This is a genomic window from Neobacillus sp. S1115 (assembly GCF_055385565.1).
This window is the reverse complement of the sequence record NZ_AP038275.1, coordinates 3,635,421-3,657,018: the sequence shown is the minus strand read 5'-3', so window position 1 is coordinate 3,657,018 and position 21,598 is coordinate 3,635,421. Positions and strand designations below refer to the sequence as shown.

Sequence of the window (21,598 nt, the reverse complement as noted above, 5' to 3'; positions counted from 1 at the left end):
CCGATTTCCGAATTTTTATATAAAAAAGGGGGTTTATTTATGACAAAAAGGTTTAAAAAGCTCAGTTGGTTAATCACAAGTCTGTTATTGCTCTCAATGGCCTTAATCGGCTGCAGTAGTGATTCAGACAAAGAAACGAAATCCGCTAGCGGTGAGGCTGTAACCAAAAAAGGGGGAGATCTTCACGTTGGGATTGATGCTCAGCCGCCAACATTAGATCCTCAAATCTCTACCACCACTGCTACCAAAGAAATCTCCAGACACATCTTTGAAACCTTACTAGTGTTAAACCCGGATTATGAAGTGCAACCGATGTTAGCAGAATCATATGACGTAAGTGAGGATGGTTTAACTTATACTTTCAAATTAAGACAAGGGGTTAAATTCCATAACGGTAAAGAGATGACAGCAGAAGATGTAGTTGCATCGATGAACCGCTGGTTAACCAAATCAACACGAGCTGCTAATGCGATTGGAAAAGGACAATTTGAAGAAGTAGATAAATATACGGTTCAATTAAAAATTGAAAAGCCGACCATTGGTGTATTAGATGTCATTGCTTCCACCAACCAGTTTGCAGCCATCATGCCGAAAGAAATTATTGATAATGCTCCAAAGGATGGGATAACCGACATTGTCGGGACTGGACCATTTAAATTTGTTGAATGGAAACAAGACCAATATATTAAAGTGGCAAAATATGATGATTACAAGCCTGTAGATGCACCATCTGATGGATTAGCAGGTAAAAAGGAAGCTTTGGTAGATAACATTGTTTTTGAAGTTGTTACAGATAGCTCTACTAGACTCGGTGGAATTACAACAGGTCAATATCAAATTGCTTATCAAATCCCTTCTGATAACTATGAACAAATTAGCAGTTCCACTGATATGAAACCAATCTTAAATTTATATGGGGGTTTGTCCTTCGTATTTAACAAAAAACAAGGGCCATTTACGGACGAAAAACTTCGTCAGGCAGTCAATACAGGTATTAATAATGAAGACGTATTGATTGGAGCGTATGGGAATAAGAAATTTTACCGATTAGATAATGGATTAATGTATAAAGACCAGAAGAAATGGTACACAGATGCAGGGAAAAAGTATTATAACCAAAACGATAAAGAAAAGGCTAAACAGTTACTTAGTGAATCAGGCTATAACGGAGAAGAGATCCGTATTTTAACAACCAGGGATTATGAGTATAGTTATAATTCTGCTGTTGTCTTGAAGGAAGAGTTAGAAGCGATTGGAATTAAGGTGAAATTGGACGTTGTAGACTGGGCTACATTAACTTCGAAACGGAATGATCCAGCTGCATGGGATGCATTTATTACTGGATTTTCCCCAGTATCATTGCCAACTCAAACGTTACCATTAGACCCTAATTACCCAGGCTGGCCGGTGGATGAGAAACTTCAACAATACACAGAACAAATTCGTACCGCTGCGTCTGATAAGGATGCTTTTGCCAAATGGGAAGAAATGCAGGAATATGCTTGGAAAGAGTATGTACCTTACATTAAAATCGGTGATTATTATACCTTCCATGTTTATCGAAATAACGAAATCAAAGGAAACACTTATTTTGAAGGTATGATCCTATGGAATACAAGTCTAACAAAATAATAACTTCTTGGATAACAAGAGGTTGACTAGTAAGGGGTGACCTCACGAGTAAAACAAAGACCGGAAGGGTATTCAAACAACTCAATCTGGAAATTGTGCAGTGAGGTTTGCCCTTTACTATTATAAACCCTGTTTGTTATCTTCCGTTACATACTCTGCAAAAGGAGGCTTGTTTGATTTGAAATCGTATATTTTAAAAAGAATTCTTTCTCTTATTCCAGTTCTTCTCATTGTTTCGATTGTCGTTTTCATGATTATCCATTTAACACCAGGAGACCCTGCAGCCGTGATACTTGGTCCTGAAGCAAGTCACGAAGATGTCAAGCAATTGCAAGAGGAGCTAGGACTAAATGACCCCGTTTACCAGCAATATTTCCATTGGGTTGAAGGTGTTTTCCAAGGAAACTTGGGAGATTCATTTTTTATGGATAAACCGGTAACGGAGGCGATACTAGAACATCTTGGTCCGACCATATCATTAGCCATTTTGTCTCAAATTACAGCTATTCTTATTGCCTTGCCTTTAGGAATTATGGCTGCTAGAAAGCGGGGAACTGCGACTGACCAAACGTTTATGGGTCTTTCCTTGCTGGGCATATCTATCCCCCATTTCCTCTTCGGATTATTTTTAATTATTATTTTGGCAATTAACTTAAGGTGGCTTCCGGTAGCCGGGTATCAGCCTTTGAGCGCCGGATTTTGGGAACATATTAAATATCTGATCATGCCAGCTATTGCCTTAGGTACCGGCCAAGCCGCACTTATTGCACGGATGACTCGGTCTTCCATGGTCGAAACGTTGAATTTAAATTTTATTAAAACGGCTCGATCAAAAGGACTTCATGAGAGGAAAGTCATCTATAAGCACACTTTAAGAAATGCGTTTATCCCAATCTTAACAGTCATTGGGCAAACCTTTGGAACGCTTGTTGCCGGAGCTGCCGTTACCGAGACTGTGTTTAATATTCCTGGCATTGGCCAATTAATCATCAATTCCGTTGAACGAAGAGACTACATGGTCATCCAGGGTACGGTTTTAATGGTTACTTTAACCTATGTTTTGATCAATTTATTAGTTGACTTACTCTATGGAGTCATCGACCCACGGGTACGACTAAAGAAAGAATCGTAAAAAATTTGCTCTGACTGGAGGGAATCGAATGGAAGTAGCTGTTGAAAAGAGACGAAATTTGATCGATTTTAGACGAGATATTAACCGAGAACGGAGACGTTTGTTTGTCCGCCGGTTTTTTTCCAATAAATTAACGGTCACCGGAAGTATCATTATCCTTTTTACTTTACTGGTTACCTTATTGGGCCCTTTACTTTCGTCCTATACTCCCTATGAAATGGTAGTAACTAGCAGATTAAAAGCTCCAAGTGCAGAACATCTTTTTGGAACAGATAACCTAGGTAGGGACTTATTTGCACGAGTCGTATATGGGGCAAGGGCATCTATGGGTGTTGGACTTTCTGTTGCCATCATTACATCGGTATTAGGCATGATTATCGGTTTATATTCCGCTTACTATAAGGTACTAGATCATGTTTTAATGAGGATTTGTGATGGATTAATGGCTTTTCCTGCTATTTTATTAGCAATCGCATTAATGGCAGCGTTAGGAACGAAAATTGATAATGTCATTATTGCATTGGCCGCAGTATTTACCCCTTATGTTGCTCGGGTAGTACGATCAGCAGCGTTAGTAGTAAGAGAACAAACCTATATTGAAGCGATGAAGGCACAAGGGGCTTCCTCCATGAGAATTATTTGGGGGCATATAGCACCAAATACACTATCCCCGTTAATTGTCTACTCTACTTTTATCTTCGCCGATGCGATTATTATTGAAGCCGGTTTGAGCTTTTTAGGTGTGGGTGTACCAGCACCGGACCCAAGCTGGGGCAACATCCTTTTTGATGGCAAATTGGTTATTTTTAATGCTTGGTGGATGACCTTTTTCCCAGGGTTGGCCATTATTTTAAGCGTATTAGGCTTGAACCTGTTTGGTGATGGGTTGAGAGACTTGTTAGACCCGCATACAAACCATGCCAAGAAATAATTGAACAAGCTAGGTTTGAAGAACTAGTTTTGAAAGGGGGATACGAATAATGGGAAACCACTTATTAGAAGTAAACAACCTTAAGACTCATTTCCGTACCGAAAGAGGAAAGGTTACCGCAGTCGATGGGATTTCCTTTCATGTCGATCGTGGTGAAGTATTAGCCATTGTTGGGGAATCTGGATGCGGAAAAAGTGTGACAGCACAGTCAATTTTGCGATTGTTTGAAGAAAAAGGGGTAACGACCTACGATGGTGAAATTAATTTTGAAGGAAAAAACCTTTTAAAAATATCGGACTCAGAAATGAGGAAGATAAGGGGAAATGACATTTCTATGATCTTTCAAGACCCCTTAAGTTCTCTCAATCCTGTGTTTACAATTGGCGATCAGATCATGGAGCCGATTATGCTCCATCAGAAACTATCGAAGAAAGATGCCTTTAAACGGGCAATTGAAATGTTGAAACTAATTGGCATTCCGGCACCTGAACAAAGGGTTCATGAATATCCTCATCAAATTTCAGGCGGGATGCGGCAGCGGGTCATGATTGCCATTGCCCTTGCCTGTCAGCCCAAACTGTTGATTGCAGACGAACCGACTACAGCATTGGACGTGACAATCCAATCACAAATTTTGGAACTCATTGACAGTCTGAGACAAAAATTAAATATGGGTATTATGCTGATTACCCATGATTTGGGTGTGGTGGCCCAGCATTGTACACGTGTAGCCGTTATGTATTTAGGGGAAGTGGTGGAAGAAGGAGATGTCGAATCCTTATTCGAAAATCCGCTTCATCCCTATACACAAGGATTAATCAGCTCGATACCCCAGCTTTCTGGCGATCGCAATAAAAAACTCTCCATTATTAAAGGAATGGTTCCGTCCCTAAATGAAATTCCAAAAGGATGCAGATTCGCTCCAAGGTGCCCCTTTGCAGATGCAAAATGCATGAATGAAAAGCCAGAGTTAGAAACGCTGGATGACAATAAAAAAATTAAGTGCTGGCATTATCAAACAATAAAGGGGGCTGTATCGAATGCAACATGAAGCATTGAAACTGGACAGAGAGAATGGGAACGGTTCTTATGGAACCGCCGCCTTTAAAGCCCAGCCAAGAATAGAGATTGCAAGAGAGAAGCTTCTTGATATTAAAGGAATCAAGAAATACTTCCCGGTGAAAAATTCAATTGGTGTCACCAAAAAATATGTAAAAGCAGTGGATGATGTGACCTTTCATTTATATGAAGGCGAGACATATGGATTGGTGGGCGAGTCTGGCTGCGGTAAAAGTACACTAGGCCGTACCATTTTACGGCTGACTGACCCTACGGATGGCGAAGTGTTTTTTGGGGGAACAGATATTTTTAAACTATCAAACTCAGAGTTTAGAAAACAACGGCAAAATTTACAGATGGTGTTTCAGGACCCTTATTCCTCGTTGAATCCTCGAAAAAGGATTGGAGACAGCATTGCAGAACCGATGGTGATTCACAATATTGGCAACAGTCAAGAACGGATGGAAAGGGTATTCGACATTCTCGAAAAAGTAGGCTTGCATGCAGACACTTATTATCGCTTTCCCCATGAATTTTCTGGCGGTCAGCGGCAAAGGATTGGTCTGGCGCGTGCATTAGTAGTGAACCCAAAGCTTGTCATCTGTGATGAACCAGTTTCGGCACTTGATGTATCCATCCAATCACAGATCATTAATCTTCTCGAGGATTTACAGGAAGAATTTGGGCTGACATACTTATTTGTCGCACATGACTTAAGTGTAGTAAGACATATTTCCGATCGAATTGGTGTCATGTACTTGGGGAAAATGGTCGAGGAAGCCGAAACAGATGAACTTTTTGCCAATCCGCTTCATCCGTATACCAAGGCATTGTTATCTTCCATTCCGCATCCAAATCCAAAAATTAAACAAGAAAAGATTATCTTAAAAGGAGAAATTCCTTCTCCTATTAATCCTCCTTCAGGGTGCAACTTTCATACTCGTTGTCCTTTAGCAACAGACATCTGTAAACAAGCAGTTCCAAAAAGAGTAGAGAAGGCACCAGGACATTTTGTGGCATGCCATTTACTAGATTAATCGCAACTAAAAAATTATCTGAAATGGGTGATGAAATGAACGCAGAGATTAATGGTTTAGTAGAAGAAATTTATTCTGAGATGCTGGAGTGGAGAAGGGATTTTCATAAATATGCCGAATCGGGCTGGCTTGAGTTTCGCACTTCTTCATTAGTTGCTGAAAAGCTCGAAGCATGGGGATATGATGTGAAGATTGGGAAACAAGTCATTGACACCAATGCAAGAATGGGTGTTCCACCAGAGGAGATATTACGGCAGCATGAACAACGGGCACTGAAGCAAGGAGCGAATGAAAAATGGCTGGAATATGTAAAAGGCGGTCATACCGGTGTGGTAGGTATTCTGGATACCAAGCGCCCTGGTCCAACAATTGGCCTGCGATTTGATATGGATGCGCTAGATTTAGTGGAAGCCAACGTTCCTGAGCATGTACCCGCTGCAATGGGATTTCGTTCGGTGAATGAAGGAATGATGCATGCATGCGGTCATGATGCCCATACCTCAATTGGATTAGGATTGGCGAAATTATTTTCGCAAATTCAGGATCAACTTTCAGGGAAAATTAAACTGATTTTTCAGCCGGCAGAAGAGGGCGTCCGCGGAGCAAAGTCAATGGTGGCGGCTGGTGTTCTAGATGATGTGGACGTTTTCCTTGCCAATCATATTGGCACCGGTGTGCCGTTGGGAGAGTATGTATGCGCAAATAACGGCTACCTATCCACCACGAAAATCGATGTTACCTTTACAGGAGTCGCTTCCCATGCAGGCAAATGTCCGGAAGAAGGCAGAAATGCCTTACTTGCTGCTGCATCGGCGGTCCTTAACTTACACGCAATTCCCCGCCATGGCGACGGTAATTCACGAATCAACGTTGGTGTCTTAAACGCAGGAACAGGAAGAAATATTATTCCGTCCTCTGCAAAACTTAAGATTGAAACCAGAGGTGATACCCCTGAAGTGAATGAATATATCTTAGCCAATGCCATCAATATTCTAAAAGGAACAGCAATGGCTCATCAGGTGGAGGTAAACATTGACATCGTCGGGGAAGCCAAGTCGGTAGATTGTAGTGAGGAATTGGCAGAATTTGTTCAAGAATCCATTCGAAATATAGAAGAAATCAATCAAGTTCATTTACTTTCAAATGAAAGTTCGGGCTCTGAAGATGCGACCTACATGATGGAAAAGGTCAAAAGCAACGGGGGATTGGCAACCTACGGTGTCGTGGGAACAACCATTGCAGCCGGTCATCATAATGAAAAATTTGATATTGATGAACTTGGTATGAAGATTGGCGTAAAGGCATTAGCCCAAGTGGTATTAAACTCTACTAAACTGAATGTTAAAAAGGCATTAGTATAAGTTTTTTCCTAACTAAGGATAAGGGGTGCCAAACGATGAAAAGTACGATTTCATTTGCAGCCACAGGGGATTATTTACCTACACGACGAATTCCAAGTTATCAGGAGGAAAGCTTTCAAGCGATTGAAAAAATTATCAAACAAGCGGATGGAAGAATCACAAATCTTGAAATTAGTATTTTGCAAAATGAAGGTACCCCTGGAGCCATTCCAGGCGGTACGCACATCCGAACGACACCCGATCGTTTAGATGATCTAAAAGCCTATGGCTTTAATCTTGTTGGCACTGCAAATAATCATGCATTTGACTATGGATATGACGGACTCGAAGCAACGAACCGTCATCTGGATAAAGCAGGCATACTTCATACAGGTACCGGAGAGAACTTATATGAAGCAGGAAAGCCGATTTTCCTGGATACAACCGCTGGCCGTATTGGATTTATTTCCGTTTCGGTTGTTTCTCATTTGACCCACATGGCCACAGAACAAAGGCATAATATCAAAGGAAGACCGGGAATTAATGGTCTTCGCCATGTTCGTAAACATATGATTAGCTCTGAAGAACTTGCGGTGTTAAAAAACATTGCCGATAAAACAGAGGTAAATGCCTTCACCCAAATGTCCATCAATGAAGCATTCATGCTTCCATTTCCTGAAGGAATTTTACCTTTTGGAAGAGATCAATACGGCTACCAGATGTTATTTGAAGTCGGGGAGGAACAGTGCCTCGTAACCGAACCTAATGAAAAAGACATGAAACGTATTGAAGGAGTGATCGATGATGCCCTAAGACAAGCAGATTATGTAATGGTTAACTTTCATGCCCATGAAATGAAGGGGACGAATAAACGAATCGCAGCTGATTTTGTAGGAAAAGCTGCGAAACGATTTATTGATGCCGGTGCCCATAGTGTCATTGGCCATGGGCCGCATACATTGAGAGGCATTGAAATATACCGGGGAAGACCGATTTTTCATAGTCTAGGAAACTTTATTTTTCAAAATGAAACACTGGATGCCCTGCCGCAGGATTTTTATGATAACCATAATATTCCTAATGAATATGGCGTGATGAAGGCAATGGACAAGAAATCCCATAACGGCACAAAAGGATTATTGAGTATACTGGAAATGATGGAGTCCGTCCTTCCCTTCTGGACCATGGAAGACGGAGAGTTAGTCGAAATAACCTTATATCCGCTTGAACTTTCTCATGGAAAGAAGCGCCATCAAAATGGATTCCCGGAAATTACAAAGAATGAATCCATCCTAAAAAGGCTTCAAGATTTATCGAAACCGTTTGGTACCAATATCATCATCGAAGATGGAATTGGCCGGATTTATGGGCAAGCAACCGCTGAGAGAGAGAAACCAGAAGTGAAATTTGTCTAGAAAAAATAGCGGTAATTGGAGGGAGAAGTGGTTTTGAAGCAAGTTGATTGGGTAAACGAATATTTCGACCAAACACAGGCGAAATGGAAGAAAATCAGTGACTTTATCTGGGAAAATCCTGAAACAAGATTTGCGGAATACGTTTCTAGTAAGTATTTATGTGAACAGTTAGAGAAGGAGGGATATAAGGTTACAAGCGGTATTGCAGGGATCGAAACAGCTTTTATCGGTGAATTTGGTCAAGGGAGACCAATAATAGGCTTCCTAGGCGAGTTTGACGCATTATCCGGATTAAGCCAAACATGTGATGTAGACTATCAGGAAGCCATTCAGGCTGGTGGCAATGGTCATGGTTGTGGTCATAATTTATTAGGGACCGGTGCATTAGCAGCAGCTTCCGCATTGAAAAAATATCTCGAAGAGAATCAATTAAAAGGAACGGTTCTCTTCTATGGCTGTCCTGGTGAGGAAGGCGGATCAGGAAAAACCTTTATGGCCCGTGAAGGGGTATTTGATGATGTGGATTTCGCCCTGACATGGCACCCGAATAGCCGTACCGGTGTTCAGGGGTGCAGTTCATTAGCCAACATCCAAGTCTATTTTAAGTTTAAGGGGAGAAGCGCTCATGCCGCAGCCACTCCCCACTTAGGAAGAAGTGCTTTAGATGCCGTGGAACTCATGAATATTGGGGCTAATTATATGCGTGAACATGTCAGCCAAGAAGCACGGATCCACTATGCCATCACTAACTCTGGCGGCATTTCACCAAATGTGGTTCAGTCAGAGGCAGAGGTGCTTTACCTTGTACGTGATCAGAATATGAACAAAACCAAGAAAATCTATGACCGTCTATGTAAGATTGCTAAAGGGGCCGCTTTAATGACGGAGACCGAAGTGGAGATTAATTTTGATAAAGCTTGCTCCAACTATAACCCTAATTATACGTTAGGAAAAGTGTTGGAACAATCTCTTCAAGAGGTGGGTATGCCTTCCTATACGACAGAAGAATATCAATTTGCCAAGCAGATTTGGAATACCTTAACGGATGCGGAAAAACAAAACGGTGAGTATTTTCAGGCAGTTAGTTCCAAAAGATTCCCGATTAATCCAGAAGGTCCTTTCCTCGCTGCTGAGCCTATTCCTTTTGACGGAAAGGGATTCCTCTCCGGCTCTACTGATGTAGGCGATGTAAGCTGGATTACCCCAACGGCCCAATGTATGTATACGACTTCTGCTTTGGGGACAGTGCTTCACAGCTGGCAAATGGTCACCCAAGGAAAGTCTTCCATTTCCCATAAAGGGTTGCTGCAGGTTTCTAAAGCATTGGCGCTAACAGCCATTAAAGCATTGGAAAATCAGGAAATCATCGAGCAAGCCAAAAAGGAATTACAAGCACAACTGGTGGAACACCCATACCAGTGTCCGATTCCTTCTGGAGTAATGCCTACTAAATTAAAGGAAGGGCTATTAGTATAAAGATGAGGGACTGCTTAATGATGATGAATTAAGCGGTCCTCTTTTATAGCTTGATAGAAATGATGCCATTAAATTTCTAAATGATTTCCATTAATATTATTAATTTCAGTTATCAAAAACAATCAAGTATGATGTTTTACAAGAACGAAAAAGAGATGGAGTGAGCCCTATGAAATACAGTTACATATCACATTTATATTGTCCTAAATGCAGCAACACCTACTCACACGAGCAGAAAAATCAGTTATGCACTTGTGGATCACCGTTATTAGTTGAATACGATTTAGCACAACTAGGCAAGGAACTTTCCAAAGAAGATTTAGTTGGCAGAGTATCAAGCTTATGGAGATATCATGAACTGCTTCCTGTTAGTGATGAGAAAGATGTCGTTACATTAGGCGAAGGGATGACTCCGCTTATTAAGATGCCTATTATGGGTGAAGATATGAAAATAGCAAACTTGTGGATGAAAGACGAGGGAATCATACCGACAGGAACATTTAAAGCTCGAGGAGCGGCAGTGGGAGTATCCAAAGCAAAAGAGTTAGGTGTAACAGAACTTGCCATGCCTACAAATGGAAATGCGGGAGCTGCTTGGTCACTTTATGCTGCGAGAGGTGGAATTCAATCTACCATCGTCATGCCTATTGATGCACCCAAAATTACTAGAAATGAATCAGCGATCTCTGGTTCAAACTTATATCTTGTTGATGGACTAATCAGTGACGCAGGAAAAATTGTGGCGCAGTCGGTCGCAGATCATGGTTTATTCGATGCATCGACCTTAAAGGAACCATACCGGATTGAAGGAAAAAAGACGATGGGACTAGAAATTGCCGAACAAATGGATTGGAAGATGCCGGACGTCATTTTATATCCAACAGGCGGCGGCGTAGGGATTATCGGTATTTATAAAGCACTTACTGAACTGAAAAAGTTGGGCTGGGTGGAAGGAGAACTTCCTCGCTTGGTCGCTGTTCAAGCAGAAGGCTGTGCCCCGATTGTTAAAGCATGGGAGGAAGGAAAGTCTGAATCAGAGTTCTGGAATGATTCTGAGACGGTTGCATTCGGAATTAATGTTCCAAAAGCATTGGGCGACTTTTTAGTCCTTGAGGCGATTTATCAAACAAATGGTTGTGCCATTGCCATTGAGGATGAGGCGCTATTGGAGGAGCAACAGAAACTAGCCAGCCTTGAAGGAGCATTTGTTTGTCCAGAGGGAGCTGCAACGTTTGTCGCAGCTCGCAGATTAAGAGAACAAGGCTGGATAATTGAGCAAGATATCGTGGTTGCCCTGAATACTGGAATGGGAATTAAGTATCCCGACACCATTTCCGTTGAGGTCCCGATCTTACAAAAAGGGGACACTATTATGAAGAGTATTAAATCATAAGCAAACATGCGGATAACTAAAATTAAACGAAAATGTCTAAGGTTGAGTAGTTTTCTAGAAAGGATAAAAATAAACTAACGGATCTAGGTTGAAGGTCCATCTTTGGGATGACATAGCAAAAATTACGAATAAGCGGGTTGTTCTTAATTCTTAAAGTATGTAAGGATTTGAGTTCCATTTCTTTACGAATGGTATGAATGGATAAAATAGAAATTCCTAAACCGGCTTCAACCGATTCTTTAATAATCTGAGAGCTTCCAAAGGAGCGAATTTCGGTAGGTGAGAGGTTATTTTCTGAGAAAAGTTGATTGATAGCTTGACGGGTCGCAGAACCTTTCTCCCGGATAATCCATGTTTCATCTTTTAAGTCCTGCAGTTCCACTTCTTGTTTTGAGGCAAGTGGATGCTTTGGAGAGACAATCAGGACCATTTCATCTTGGGCAAATGGTTGAATATGTAATTTAGGATTCTCTACGATCCCTTCAACAATGCCTAAATCCAATTCGCCACGAAGCAGCTGTGAAATAATTCGATGGGAGTTTCGGATGGCGATATTAGGCTTAATGAGAGGAAATTCATCTGTAAATTCTGAAATGATTCTTGGAAGTAAATATTCCCCAAATGTATAGCTAGAACCAATCGTTAGAATCCCGCTCGCTGAATGGGACAGTTCATCGATTAACCGATTCATCCGGTCATATAGGGATAGAATTTGCTTTGAATGCTGATACAAGATTTCCCCAGCCTTTGTCAATCGCACATATTTATTACTTCGGTCAAGCAGCTTTAACTCATATTGTTTCTCCAGTACTTTAATGGATAAAGTAACCGCAGATTGAGAAATATGCAGCGCCTCGGCTGCACGCGTAAAGTTTTTTTTCTCGGCAACAGTTACAAAAGTGAGAAGATGATAATCCATTGTTACCTCCTTTAGTCTTATTATCGTAAAAATTTACAGAATTTACATCCTATTTAGAATATTACAATACCAATTTTATGATAGGAATAGGTGAAAAGTCCTATAAACATAAATTTGAAAGGATGAAGATGTTGAAAAAATTATCAATTTTCATGGCGGTTTTATTGGTTTTACTGGCTGGCTGCAGCAGTGATCGTACTAGTAAAACGGGGGATAAAGCTGATACTGACGCCAAAACAGGAGGAGTTTTAAAAATTGCACTAAATGCCCAGCCTCCAACACTAGACACTCATTTAACGACACAAACCGTTGCCCTCGAGGTAACCAGAAATATTTATGAAACATTGGTTACCCAAAATGCCAAACAGCAGCCTGTTCCGATGTTAGCCGAGTCAATCGATAAGAGTGACGATGGTTTAACCTACACGTTCCACTTAAGGAAGGGTGTTAAATTTCATAATGGAAAAGAAATGAAGGCTGAGGATGTTACCGCATCGATGAATCGATGGCTGAAACAGTCATCCCGGGCAAAATTACTGTTAAGCGGTGCAAATTTCGAGTCGAAAGATGATTATACCGTAGAACTTAAATTACAATCGGTTGCATCAGATGTGTTAGATATTATGGCAGGACGAGGTCAATTTCCCGCCATTATGCCAAAGGAGATTATTGAATCTGCTGGAAAAGATGGCGTAACCGAATATATCGGAACCGGTCCTTTCGAATATGTTGAATGGAAACAAGATCAATATATTCGTTTGAAACGCTTTGATGATTACGCAGCAGTCGATGAGGAACCAAGCGGTATTGCCGGAAGAAAAACGGCCTATGTGGATGAAGTCTATTATTATATTGTAACGGACCCGTCAACTAGAATGGCCGGAGTCCAAACGGGCCAATATGATATTGCGACCTACATGCCCTATGACAATTATGAGCAGTTGAAAAGTGATAAAAATCTAAAAACCTATGTATCTTTTGATGGCGGTACATTAAACGTTTCCTACAACAAAAAGCATGGATTGTTCACGAATCAAAAAATGAGGGATGCTGTCAATACGGCATTGGATTTGAACGCTATCATGCTAGCGAGCTATGGAAATAAGGATTTATTCAAATTAAGTCCTGGTTATATGAATACGGAACAAGTAGACTGGGACACTGACGCAGGAAAAGAGTCTTATAATCTTGCCGATCCTGAAACAGCCAAAACCAAGCTGAAGGAAGCTGGTTATAATGGAGAGGAAATCACCCTGTATTCTACACGAGATTATGATTATATGTATAACTCGGCTGTTGTGATGAAAGAAGAGTTGGAGCAAATTGGGATGAAGGTGAAGCTAGAAATATTTGACTGGCCGACTCTTATCGAAAGAAGGGAGAATCCAGAAAACTGGGATATCATGGTTGTGGGAACAGGTTATGTCACCACTCCATCACAGTTATTGGTGGTGAATCCGGATTACGTTGGCTGGACCAATGACCCAAAAATTACGGACTTGCTTGCTAAGATTAGAACTTCAGCTTCACAAGAAGAAGCGAAAGGCCTCTGGGAAGAATTACAAACCTACATGTGGGATGACTATTTGCCGTTTACTCTATTTGGGCATTATTCAACCATCATGACTACCAGCAACAAACTTGAAGGCTTTACTCCGTTCCAAGGGGCTATTCCTTGGAACGTAAAAAAGAAACAGTAGAAGCTCCATAAGAGAAATACTCCTCCCATTTATCTATGCCAGATTTACGGGTGGAGTATGTCTCTAAACGGAATTATCCATCATTCCATAATTGTTAGGAGGAAACGTAATGATTAATCAAAACATATTGGATGACTTTTTAAATGTACCGGCAGCCTTAAAATCACAAATCATTCCTGGCAAGGGGAGATTTACATTTGTTTCTAATTTGACAGGCCTTCCTCAAGTTTGGACTCTTGATCAAGAGCAAAAGCCGGTGCCATACGTAAGCATGGAAGAGCGTACGCTAGGGATTTATCATGCACCTAATGGAAAAATGACGGTCATTGGAATGGACTGGAAGGGGAATGAAAAGCAGCAGTTATACCTATACCGTGAAGGTAGTTCATCGGTAGAAGCTTTGGTTCAATCGCCAGAGCATTTTCACAATGTAGGAGGGTGGTCACCAGATAATAAGTATGTTTCCTATACGAGCAACCGTCGTCAACCAGGCTATTTCGATGTTTTTATCGTAGATATTGAAACGAAGGAATCAAAGACCATCTTTCAATACGACGGAAATTGCGATGTACTCAGCTGGATTGATAATGAAAATATATTAATCAGCATCACAGAAACCAACCTTGATCATGCAATCTACCGATTTAATATGAGGACACAGGAAAAAACGCGAATTGGAAATGACAAACAAGCAGCTGGATACAAAAATGTAGTAATGAAAAAAAACGGAGATGGAGGGTATTTGTTAACAGATTTTGGAGCAGAGACCTATTATTTAAGCAGCTTTTCTTTTGCCGCCCCCGATAAATTAAACAAGCTTGTTCATTGGCCTGAAAGTGATATTGAAGAAATCAAGAAGTCTCCTGATGAACAAAGACTGGCCTTAACGGTCAACGAAGCAGGCTACTTGCGCTTATGGTTGTATGAACCTCATTCGAATAAAAAAGAAGAAGTTACAGGGTTTCCTGCAGGTGTGATTGAATCCATTTCCTGGATGAATAATGAGGAATTTATCTTTACATTGAAGACACCTTCTATGCCGGGAGACATCTGGAAATATTCGATATCCTCTCGAAGCGTTACACAATTAACGTATATCAGTGAATCTGAAACGGTTTCCCGCCACTCTGTTGAACCCCAATTATGTTCGTTTACCTCTTTTGACCAACTGGAGGTTCCTTACTTTTTCTATAATCAAGGGAATGAAAAAAATAAGCCTGCTGTTATTTATGTTCACGGTGGACCGGAGGGACAGACGAAAGCAGAATTTAACCCTGTGATTCAGTATTTGGCCAGTCAAGGCTTTGTGGTGGCGGCACCCAATGTCCGTGGCAGCAGCGGATACGGCAGGACTTATATACAGCTGGATGATGTCCGTAAAAGAATGGACTCTGTCAAAGACCTTATATGGCTGGTGAAGGATTTAATAGAAACCCATCAAGTCGACCCGGACAACATTGGTATTATGGGACGAAGTTATGGTGGATTTATGGTATTGGCTGCGATTACTCATTATCCTGATGTATGGGCAGCTGGCGTTGATATTGTAGGTATCTCGAATTTGCGAACCTTATTAACCAATACAGGGGCATGGAGGCGCAGGCTAAGAGAATGTGAATATGGATTTTTAGATCAAGACAGTGATTTCTTTGATGAAATTGCTCCTTTACATCATGCCCATAAAATAAAGGTTCCGTTGCTGGTATTCCACGGGCTGAATGATTCTCGTGTACCAGTCAGTGAATCAGAGCAGCTTGTGACGGAAATGAAAGCACGAGGTCAAGAAGTGGAACTAACTGTTTTTGATAATGAAGGCCATCAGACTGAAAAACGAGCGAATCACATTGTGATGCATCAAAATACCATCAAATTTTTCATCAAGCATTTAACAAAGTCAACCATGGCAAAGTAAGGGGGCGTTCTTTTGATAGAAGAAATCTATCAATATATTGAAGATCATAAAGAAATGTATCTAGAGTGGCTAATGGAAATTTGCAGGCAGCCAAGTGTTGCTGCACAAAACCGTGGTATTGAAGAAACCGTTAATCTAGTAGAACAGTACTTACAGCGATTATCCTTTGCAGTAGAGAACATACCAACGTCGGGAAATCCTATCGTTTATGGAGAATTAGATTCCGGCAAAGACAGAACCCTTACCTTTTATAATCATTATGATGTACAGCCGGAGGATCCAATTGAATTATGGGAAAGTCCGCCTTTTTCTCCGGAGATACGAGACGGAAAATTATACGCTCGAGGGACGTCTGATAACAAAGGGACCTTGCTTTCAAGGATATGTGCCATCCATGCTTATCAGCAGGTATATAAGGAATTACCAATCAATATCAAATTTATTATTGAAGGGGAAGAAGAGATTGGCAGTCCTCATCTTTCCGAATTTACCGAAAAGCATCCTGATAAATTAACAACGGACGGATGCATTTGGGAAAATGGCTTTAAAAGTACAGATGGGAGGCTGCAGATCACTCTTGGTTGTAAAGGAATGCTCTATGTGGAATTGCATGCAAAAGGGGCAAATGTGGATCTGCATTCAGCAAAGGCTGCAATTGTCACAAACCCTGCTTGGAGATTGGTATGGGCATTAAGTACGTTGAAGAATGAACAGGAAGAAATCTTAATAGACGGTTTTTACGATCGGATTCAAGAGATGACCATTGAGGAAAAAGAATTAACAGAGTCCATCGATTATAAAGAAAAGGAAGAATTAGAGCAGCTTGGACTCAAATCATATTTAAATAACTTAACAGGTTTCAATCTCAAAGAAAAACTAATCTTTCAACCTACTTGTACGATTTGTGGAATGGAATCAGGGTATACCGAACAAGGCGCAAAAACGGTATTACCCTCTGTGGCAAAAGCAAAAATTGATTTCCGGTTAGTATCTGAACAAGATCCTGATGAAATTTTGCAGCTGTTAAGGAAACACTTGGATAAACATGGATTTGAGGATATTGAAATCGTCCGCTTGAAAGGGCAGCGTGCTGCCTTAACAAAATTGAATGACGCTCTTGTTCAGAAAGTGGTCAGCAGTGCAGAGAAATTCTTTGAAAAGAAGCCGCAAGTGATGAGATCACAGGCAGGTACTGGTCCAATGTATACCCTTTGTCAAAAATTTGGTATACCAGCAGTAGGATTCGGAGTAGGTCATGCTGGCTCGCAAAATCATGCTCCCAATGAAAATATATATATCAATGATTTTATTGAAGGAATCAAATTTGCAGCACTTGTCATCCATGAATTTTAAATGAAATTAGCTCTTTTATTGGCTATAAAATGTAAGGAGTGGAGAAGTTGATAGATATAGTAAATGAGAAAATGGAGGAAATGCTGAACCTTTTAGAAAAGCTGGTCAATATGGATAGCGGCAGTTATTTTAAGCAGGGGATTGATGAGGTAGGTGCAGTTCTATCAAAAGAATATGAATCGCTCGGTTTTGATGTACATGTTGTTCCCCACGAGGAACGAGGAAATAATCTGGTGATTCGGCACCCTGATGCCACCAATCCAAAGGTGATGATTGTCGCCCATATGGATACCGTTTTCCCTAGAGGGACGACAGAAAAGCGGCCTTTTAGGATAGACGGAAATTATGCTTTTGGACCTGGTGTTGTCGATATGAAAGCAAGCTTGGTTTCTGTCCTATTTGCCATGAAAGCATTGGTGGAGAGGCAAGATGAGGCGTATAAGAATGTTGAAATTGTTCTCAATAGTGACGAAGAAATCGGTTCAAGACACTCAAGACCTCTTATCGAACAGATAGGAAAAGAAAAAGAGTATGCCCTTATCATGGAAGCTGCAGGGAAAGATGGTTCGATTGTTACGCAGCGAAAGGGTGGAGCAAGGTACAAAATTAAAGTAGAAGGAGTACCTGCTCATTCAGGGTCTGAGCATGAAAAGGGCCGCAGCGCGATTGAAGAAATTGCTTATAAAACGATAAAATTGCATAAAATCACTGATTATAAAAAAGGCATCACTGTCAATGTTGGATTGTTAAAAGGAGGAACTTCCGCTAATACAATCGCGCCCATTGCGGAAGCTGAAGTGGATGTAAGGATTACAACACTGGAGCAAATAAAAGAAGTAGAGCAGAAAATGAAGGAGATTTGCTCTGAACCAAACATAAAAGGGACAAAAGTCAAGCTAGCAGGCCAGTTAAATCGGCCGCCAATGCTGAAGACCAAAAAATCAATCGAATTGATTGGTTTAGTGCAGGACATTGGGAAAGAAATGGGGATTGAAATCAAAGAGTCATTTAGAGGAGGATGCTCAGATGGCTCTTTCACCAGCTCCATGGGCATCGCAACCGCCGATGGGCTTGGTCCAATAGGCGGGAACGGCCATAGGGATGATGAGTACTTAGACATTTCATCATTACCTGAACGAACGGCCTTGCTGGCAGAAACCATCAGCAGATTGACCCATATGCACCGGACTACACAATTTAAGGAAAAACAAAAATAATCCACCTTTGAGTCAGCGACTTGGATACTCATACTATTGTTGGTCGACTAGTGGAAAATATCTTTCCGCAAATAGTTTAGTAGAAATTTAAATCAATATATCGTGATAGAAAAATGGTGTAGGAAGAATTCCTGCGCCATTTCTGATTGTGCGCCCGGCATGGGTGCAGTCTCTAGGGTGAAAGTCCCGAGCCATGAAGGCAGTAGTAGTGGTTAGCTTAACGCAAGGGTGTCCGTGGTGACGCGGAATCTGAAGGAAGCGAACGGCAAACCTCCGGTCTGAGGAACACGAACTTCATATAAGGCTAGGTATCATTGGATGAGTTTGCAATCCAAAACAAAGTCCATACTGCCGAAGGTGGTACAGAGTAAATGAAGCAGATAGATGGAGGGAAAGACTGCACTCTTACCCGGGGAGGTCTGATTGACAAGCCAAGTACACTTGGTAACCTGTCTAGCAATGGATAGCTGAACAATCAGAAGTCAGCAGAGGTCATAGTACCATTCTAACTCGAGAATGAATGGGAAGGACTGAACTATTAAGAGAGAATGAAGTCTGTACATTCGGCAATTGCATTGAACACAGACAATCCGAAAGGACCTACCTAAAGGAGGAAGCGATGAATCCGCTGGGGACTCTAGGAGGGTGGAGCAAGAGTCGGCATAAACAGAGCCTTCATTCACGTGGAAAGGAATATCATCATGTTAATGGAACGAATCTTGTCACGAGAAAATCTCTTAACTGCCCTTAAACGGGTAGAGCAGAACAAAGGAAGTCACGGCATAGATGGAATGTCCGTAAAATTCCTACGACGACATCTCTATGAAAACTGGGATTCCCTTCGGGAAGCTTTGAGAACAGGTAACTATCATCCTTCCCCTGTTCGCCGTGTCGAAATCCCGAAACCAAGCGGAGGAATAAGGCTTTTAGGCATACCAACTGTGACAGACCGTTTCATCCAACAGGCAATTGCCCAAGTATTAACCCCAATCTTTGACCCAACCTTTTCTGAAAACAGCTATGGTTTCCGTCCTAATAGGAGTGCCCATAATGCGGTAAGAAAGGCAAAGGGATTTATCAAGGAGGGTTTCCGTTGGGTAATTGATATGGACTTAGAGAAATTCTTTGATAAGGTCAATCATGACAAATTGATGGGGATACTCGCTAAAAGAATCGAAGACCGCATACTTCTCAAACTAATCCGGAAATATCTTCAATCAGGTGTAATGCTCAACGGTGTCGTTCAATCAACGGAGGAAGGTACTCCGCAAGGAGGACCTCTGAGTCCTCTCCTTTCAAACATAATTCTTGATAAACTAGATAAAGAATTGGAAACCAGAGGACATAAGTTTGTCCGTTATGCGGACGACTGCAACATTTATGTTAAGTCATTAAAAGCAGGAAAACGTGTAATGGAATCCGTTTCGACGTTTATCGAGCAGAAACTGAAGTTGAAGGTAAACAGGGATAAGTCGGCAGTTGACCGCCCGTGGAAACGGAAATTTCTTGGTTTCAGCTTTACTTTAAATAAAGAACCGAAGGTACGAATTGCGAAAGAAAGTATTAAACGCTTTAAGACGAAGATCCGAGAAATTACCTCTAGGTCAAAATCTTTTCCAATGGAAGTAAGGATTGAAATGTTAAACCGTTATCTAACAGGATGGTGTGGGTACTTCGCCTTAGCTGACACACCAAGCAAATTTAAAGAATTCGATGAATGGATAAGAAGAAGACTCAGAATGTGCAAATGGAAACAGTGGAAGAAACCTAAAACCAGAGTCAGGAAACTAATGGGTTTAGGTGTCCCTGATTACAAAGCATATGAATGGGGCAATTCCCGAAAGAACTACTGGAGAATCGCATGTAGTCCAATATTACACAAAACCCTCGATAACTCATATTGGAGTCAACGAGGGTTGAGAAGTCTATATAATCGTTATGAATTTCTACGTCAATCTTAATGGAACCGCCGTATACCGAACGGTACGTACGGTGGTGTGAGAGGTCGGGGGTTAGTCACCCCCTCCTACTCGATTGAAGGAGATATATATGAAATTTTTAAAATTATTAATCTTATTTCTGATATTTGAGATACCAAAGTGGTAGATTACCGTTGATCTATTACGAATATTTTATGATAATACACTGCAGACAGGTTAGAGAGCATCTATTTAAAAAAGAGGTCAAACTTTCTTGCTTAGTTTTTATCATTTATTACTCGTAATACAAGAACATAAAGAAAATACAGTCCCAAATAAGCACCTGTCATAAGGAAAATGGGATTTAGAAATACCGCATGAATATTGGTCATAAAGACTTTATCATCTCTGATAATCTCAAAGATAGCGATTGAAGAAATATTTCCAAAAATAAGTGCAGACAGAATCGCCATTAAATCAAAAATGACCTTTATTATGGACCATTTTCTTCGAAGTACAACCATTAATATAGGGAGTACAATACTTCCGATTATTAAAAGGAGCTTCATCAGTATCACCTCGCTTATCATTCTTCACGAAATATAAGGGGATTAAACATACTAAGTAATGGGTGAAAAGTAAAGCCTTCAAGCGGTTTTTTCCATAAAAAGCAGTGATTGGCAGAAGGACAGCGCTTCTATAAATCCACTGAAACCTTTTCAAGCTGCCTTCGTTTTATAGGGAAACTAAATTGGTTATTTGTGGGAGGAGAACATGTATGTCTGAAAAAGGCTGTATAAAATGCGGAAGCAAAGATGCAGGAACAAAGGAAGTGGCGATGACGGGAACCGGTTTATCGAAAATCTTAGATATATAGCACAATACTTTTATAGTGGTGTATTGTAAAAAATGTGGGTATTCCGAGTTTTATAATAAGCAATCTTCAAATCGTCCCATATATTAGATTTATTCTTTGATAATTAAACATTAATAATTTTATTATGTAAATTGAACCAAAGATATTCATTAATTATCTTAAAGGCAGGAATCAAGGGTCAGTCCCCCAGTGCATTAAAGCTTTAACATAATAGGGGACTGACCCCATTTTAAAATTTATCATTGTAAATATCTGGGTATATTGGAAGAGTCCTCATTTAAGGTTT

Annotated in this window: 16 protein-coding genes and 1 pseudogene; 15 read left to right on the top strand and 2 right to left on the bottom strand. The window is 40.8% G+C overall.

From position 1 onward, the window contains the following. Positions 1-39: 39 nt before the first annotated feature. The 9 genes from ACZ5B7_RS17625 to ACZ5B7_RS17585 all read left to right on the top strand — a co-directional run bounded on the left by ACZ5B7_RS17625 (position 40) and on the right by ACZ5B7_RS17585 (position 11,415). Entirely contained in the window at positions 40-1,632 is a 1,593-nt protein-coding gene (locus ACZ5B7_RS17625; protein WP_464490353.1) for an ABC transporter substrate-binding protein, read from the top strand. A gap of 178 nt (positions 1,633-1,810) precedes the next feature. Continuing rightward, on the top strand, positions 1,811-2,764 hold the full coding sequence (locus ACZ5B7_RS17620; protein WP_464490352.1) for an ABC transporter permease: 954 nt from the start codon (positions 1,811-1,813) through the stop codon (positions 2,762-2,764). A 28-nt stretch (positions 2,765-2,792) separates the two neighbouring features. Further along, positions 2,793-3,695 (top strand): ABC transporter permease, encoded by a 903-nt coding sequence (locus tag ACZ5B7_RS17615; RefSeq protein ID WP_464490351.1) that lies wholly within the window; start codon positions 2,793-2,795, stop codon positions 3,693-3,695. A 49-nt stretch (positions 3,696-3,744) separates the two neighbouring features. Then, a complete protein-coding gene (locus ACZ5B7_RS17610) occupies positions 3,745-4,746 on the top strand; it encodes an ABC transporter ATP-binding protein (protein WP_464490350.1) in 1,002 nt (333 codons plus the stop codon). After that, positions 4,736-5,791 (top strand): ABC transporter ATP-binding protein, encoded by a 1,056-nt coding sequence (locus ACZ5B7_RS17605; protein WP_464490349.1) that lies wholly within the window; start codon positions 4,736-4,738, stop codon positions 5,789-5,791. Before ACZ5B7_RS17610 ends, ACZ5B7_RS17605 begins: the two co-directional genes overlap by 11 nt. Then, positions 5,773-7,152, top strand: coding sequence for an amidohydrolase (locus ACZ5B7_RS17600; RefSeq protein ID WP_464490348.1), 1,380 nt, complete (start codon positions 5,773-5,775; stop codon positions 7,150-7,152). The genes ACZ5B7_RS17605 and ACZ5B7_RS17600 overlap by 19 nt, the downstream gene beginning before the upstream one ends. Before the next feature lie 35 nt (positions 7,153-7,187). After that, complete coding sequence (locus ACZ5B7_RS17595) at positions 7,188-8,546, top strand: CapA family protein (RefSeq protein WP_464490347.1); 1,359 nt, start codon at positions 7,188-7,190, stop codon at positions 8,544-8,546. 33 nt (positions 8,547-8,579) lie between these two features. Beyond that, the gene (locus tag ACZ5B7_RS17590; protein ID WP_464490346.1) at positions 8,580-10,022 is read left to right on the top strand and encodes a M20 family metallopeptidase; all 1,443 of its coding nucleotides are present in this window, start codon (positions 8,580-8,582) and stop codon (positions 10,020-10,022) included. Between the two features lie 169 nt (positions 10,023-10,191). After that, positions 10,192-11,415 carry a threonine synthase gene (locus ACZ5B7_RS17585; RefSeq protein ID WP_464490345.1) on the top strand — a complete coding sequence of 408 codons (1,224 nt, stop codon included), beginning with the start codon at positions 10,192-10,194 and terminating at the stop codon, positions 11,413-11,415. 22 nt (positions 11,416-11,437) lie between these two features. On the opposite strand, the gene ACZ5B7_RS17580 is transcribed toward ACZ5B7_RS17585, so the two are convergent. Next, positions 11,438-12,334 (bottom strand): LysR family transcriptional regulator, encoded by an 897-nt coding sequence (locus tag ACZ5B7_RS17580; RefSeq protein ID WP_464490344.1) that lies wholly within the window; start codon positions 12,332-12,334, stop codon positions 11,438-11,440. A gap of 128 nt (positions 12,335-12,462) precedes the next feature. Between ACZ5B7_RS17580 and ACZ5B7_RS17575 the strand changes: the two genes are divergently transcribed. The 5 genes from ACZ5B7_RS17575 to ltrA all read left to right on the top strand — a co-directional run bounded on the left by ACZ5B7_RS17575 (position 12,463) and on the right by ltrA (position 20,477). Continuing rightward, entirely contained in the window at positions 12,463-14,034 is a 1,572-nt protein-coding gene (locus ACZ5B7_RS17575; RefSeq protein ID WP_464490343.1) for an ABC transporter substrate-binding protein, read from the top strand. Between the two features lie 109 nt (positions 14,035-14,143). Next, the gene (locus ACZ5B7_RS17570; RefSeq protein ID WP_464490342.1) at positions 14,144-15,946 is read left to right on the top strand and encodes a S9 family peptidase; all 1,803 of its coding nucleotides are present in this window, start codon (positions 14,144-14,146) and stop codon (positions 15,944-15,946) included. 12 nt (positions 15,947-15,958) lie between these two features. Next, the gene (locus ACZ5B7_RS17565; RefSeq protein ID WP_464490341.1) at positions 15,959-17,299 is read left to right on the top strand and encodes a M20/M25/M40 family metallo-hydrolase; all 1,341 of its coding nucleotides are present in this window, start codon (positions 15,959-15,961) and stop codon (positions 17,297-17,299) included. A gap of 47 nt (positions 17,300-17,346) precedes the next feature. Then, positions 17,347-18,516, top strand: coding sequence for a M20 family metallopeptidase (locus tag ACZ5B7_RS17560; RefSeq protein ID WP_464490340.1), 1,170 nt, complete (start codon positions 17,347-17,349; stop codon positions 18,514-18,516). 701 nt (positions 18,517-19,217) lie between these two features. Continuing rightward, entirely contained in the window at positions 19,218-20,477 is a 1,260-nt protein-coding gene (ltrA, locus tag ACZ5B7_RS17555) for a group II intron reverse transcriptase/maturase (RefSeq protein ID WP_464490339.1), read from the top strand. 236 nt (positions 20,478-20,713) lie between these two features. On the opposite strand, the gene ACZ5B7_RS17550 is transcribed toward ltrA, so the two are convergent. Continuing rightward, positions 20,714-21,004 (bottom strand): transposase, encoded by a 291-nt coding sequence (locus tag ACZ5B7_RS17550; RefSeq protein WP_464490338.1) that lies wholly within the window; start codon positions 21,002-21,004, stop codon positions 20,714-20,716. Positions 21,005-21,213: 209 nt separating this feature from the next. Between ACZ5B7_RS17550 and ACZ5B7_RS17545 the strand changes: the two are divergent. Next, a pseudogene (locus ACZ5B7_RS17545) lies at positions 21,214-21,419 on the top strand (zinc ribbon domain-containing protein). The last annotated feature ends 179 nt before the right edge of the window (positions 21,420-21,598 follow it).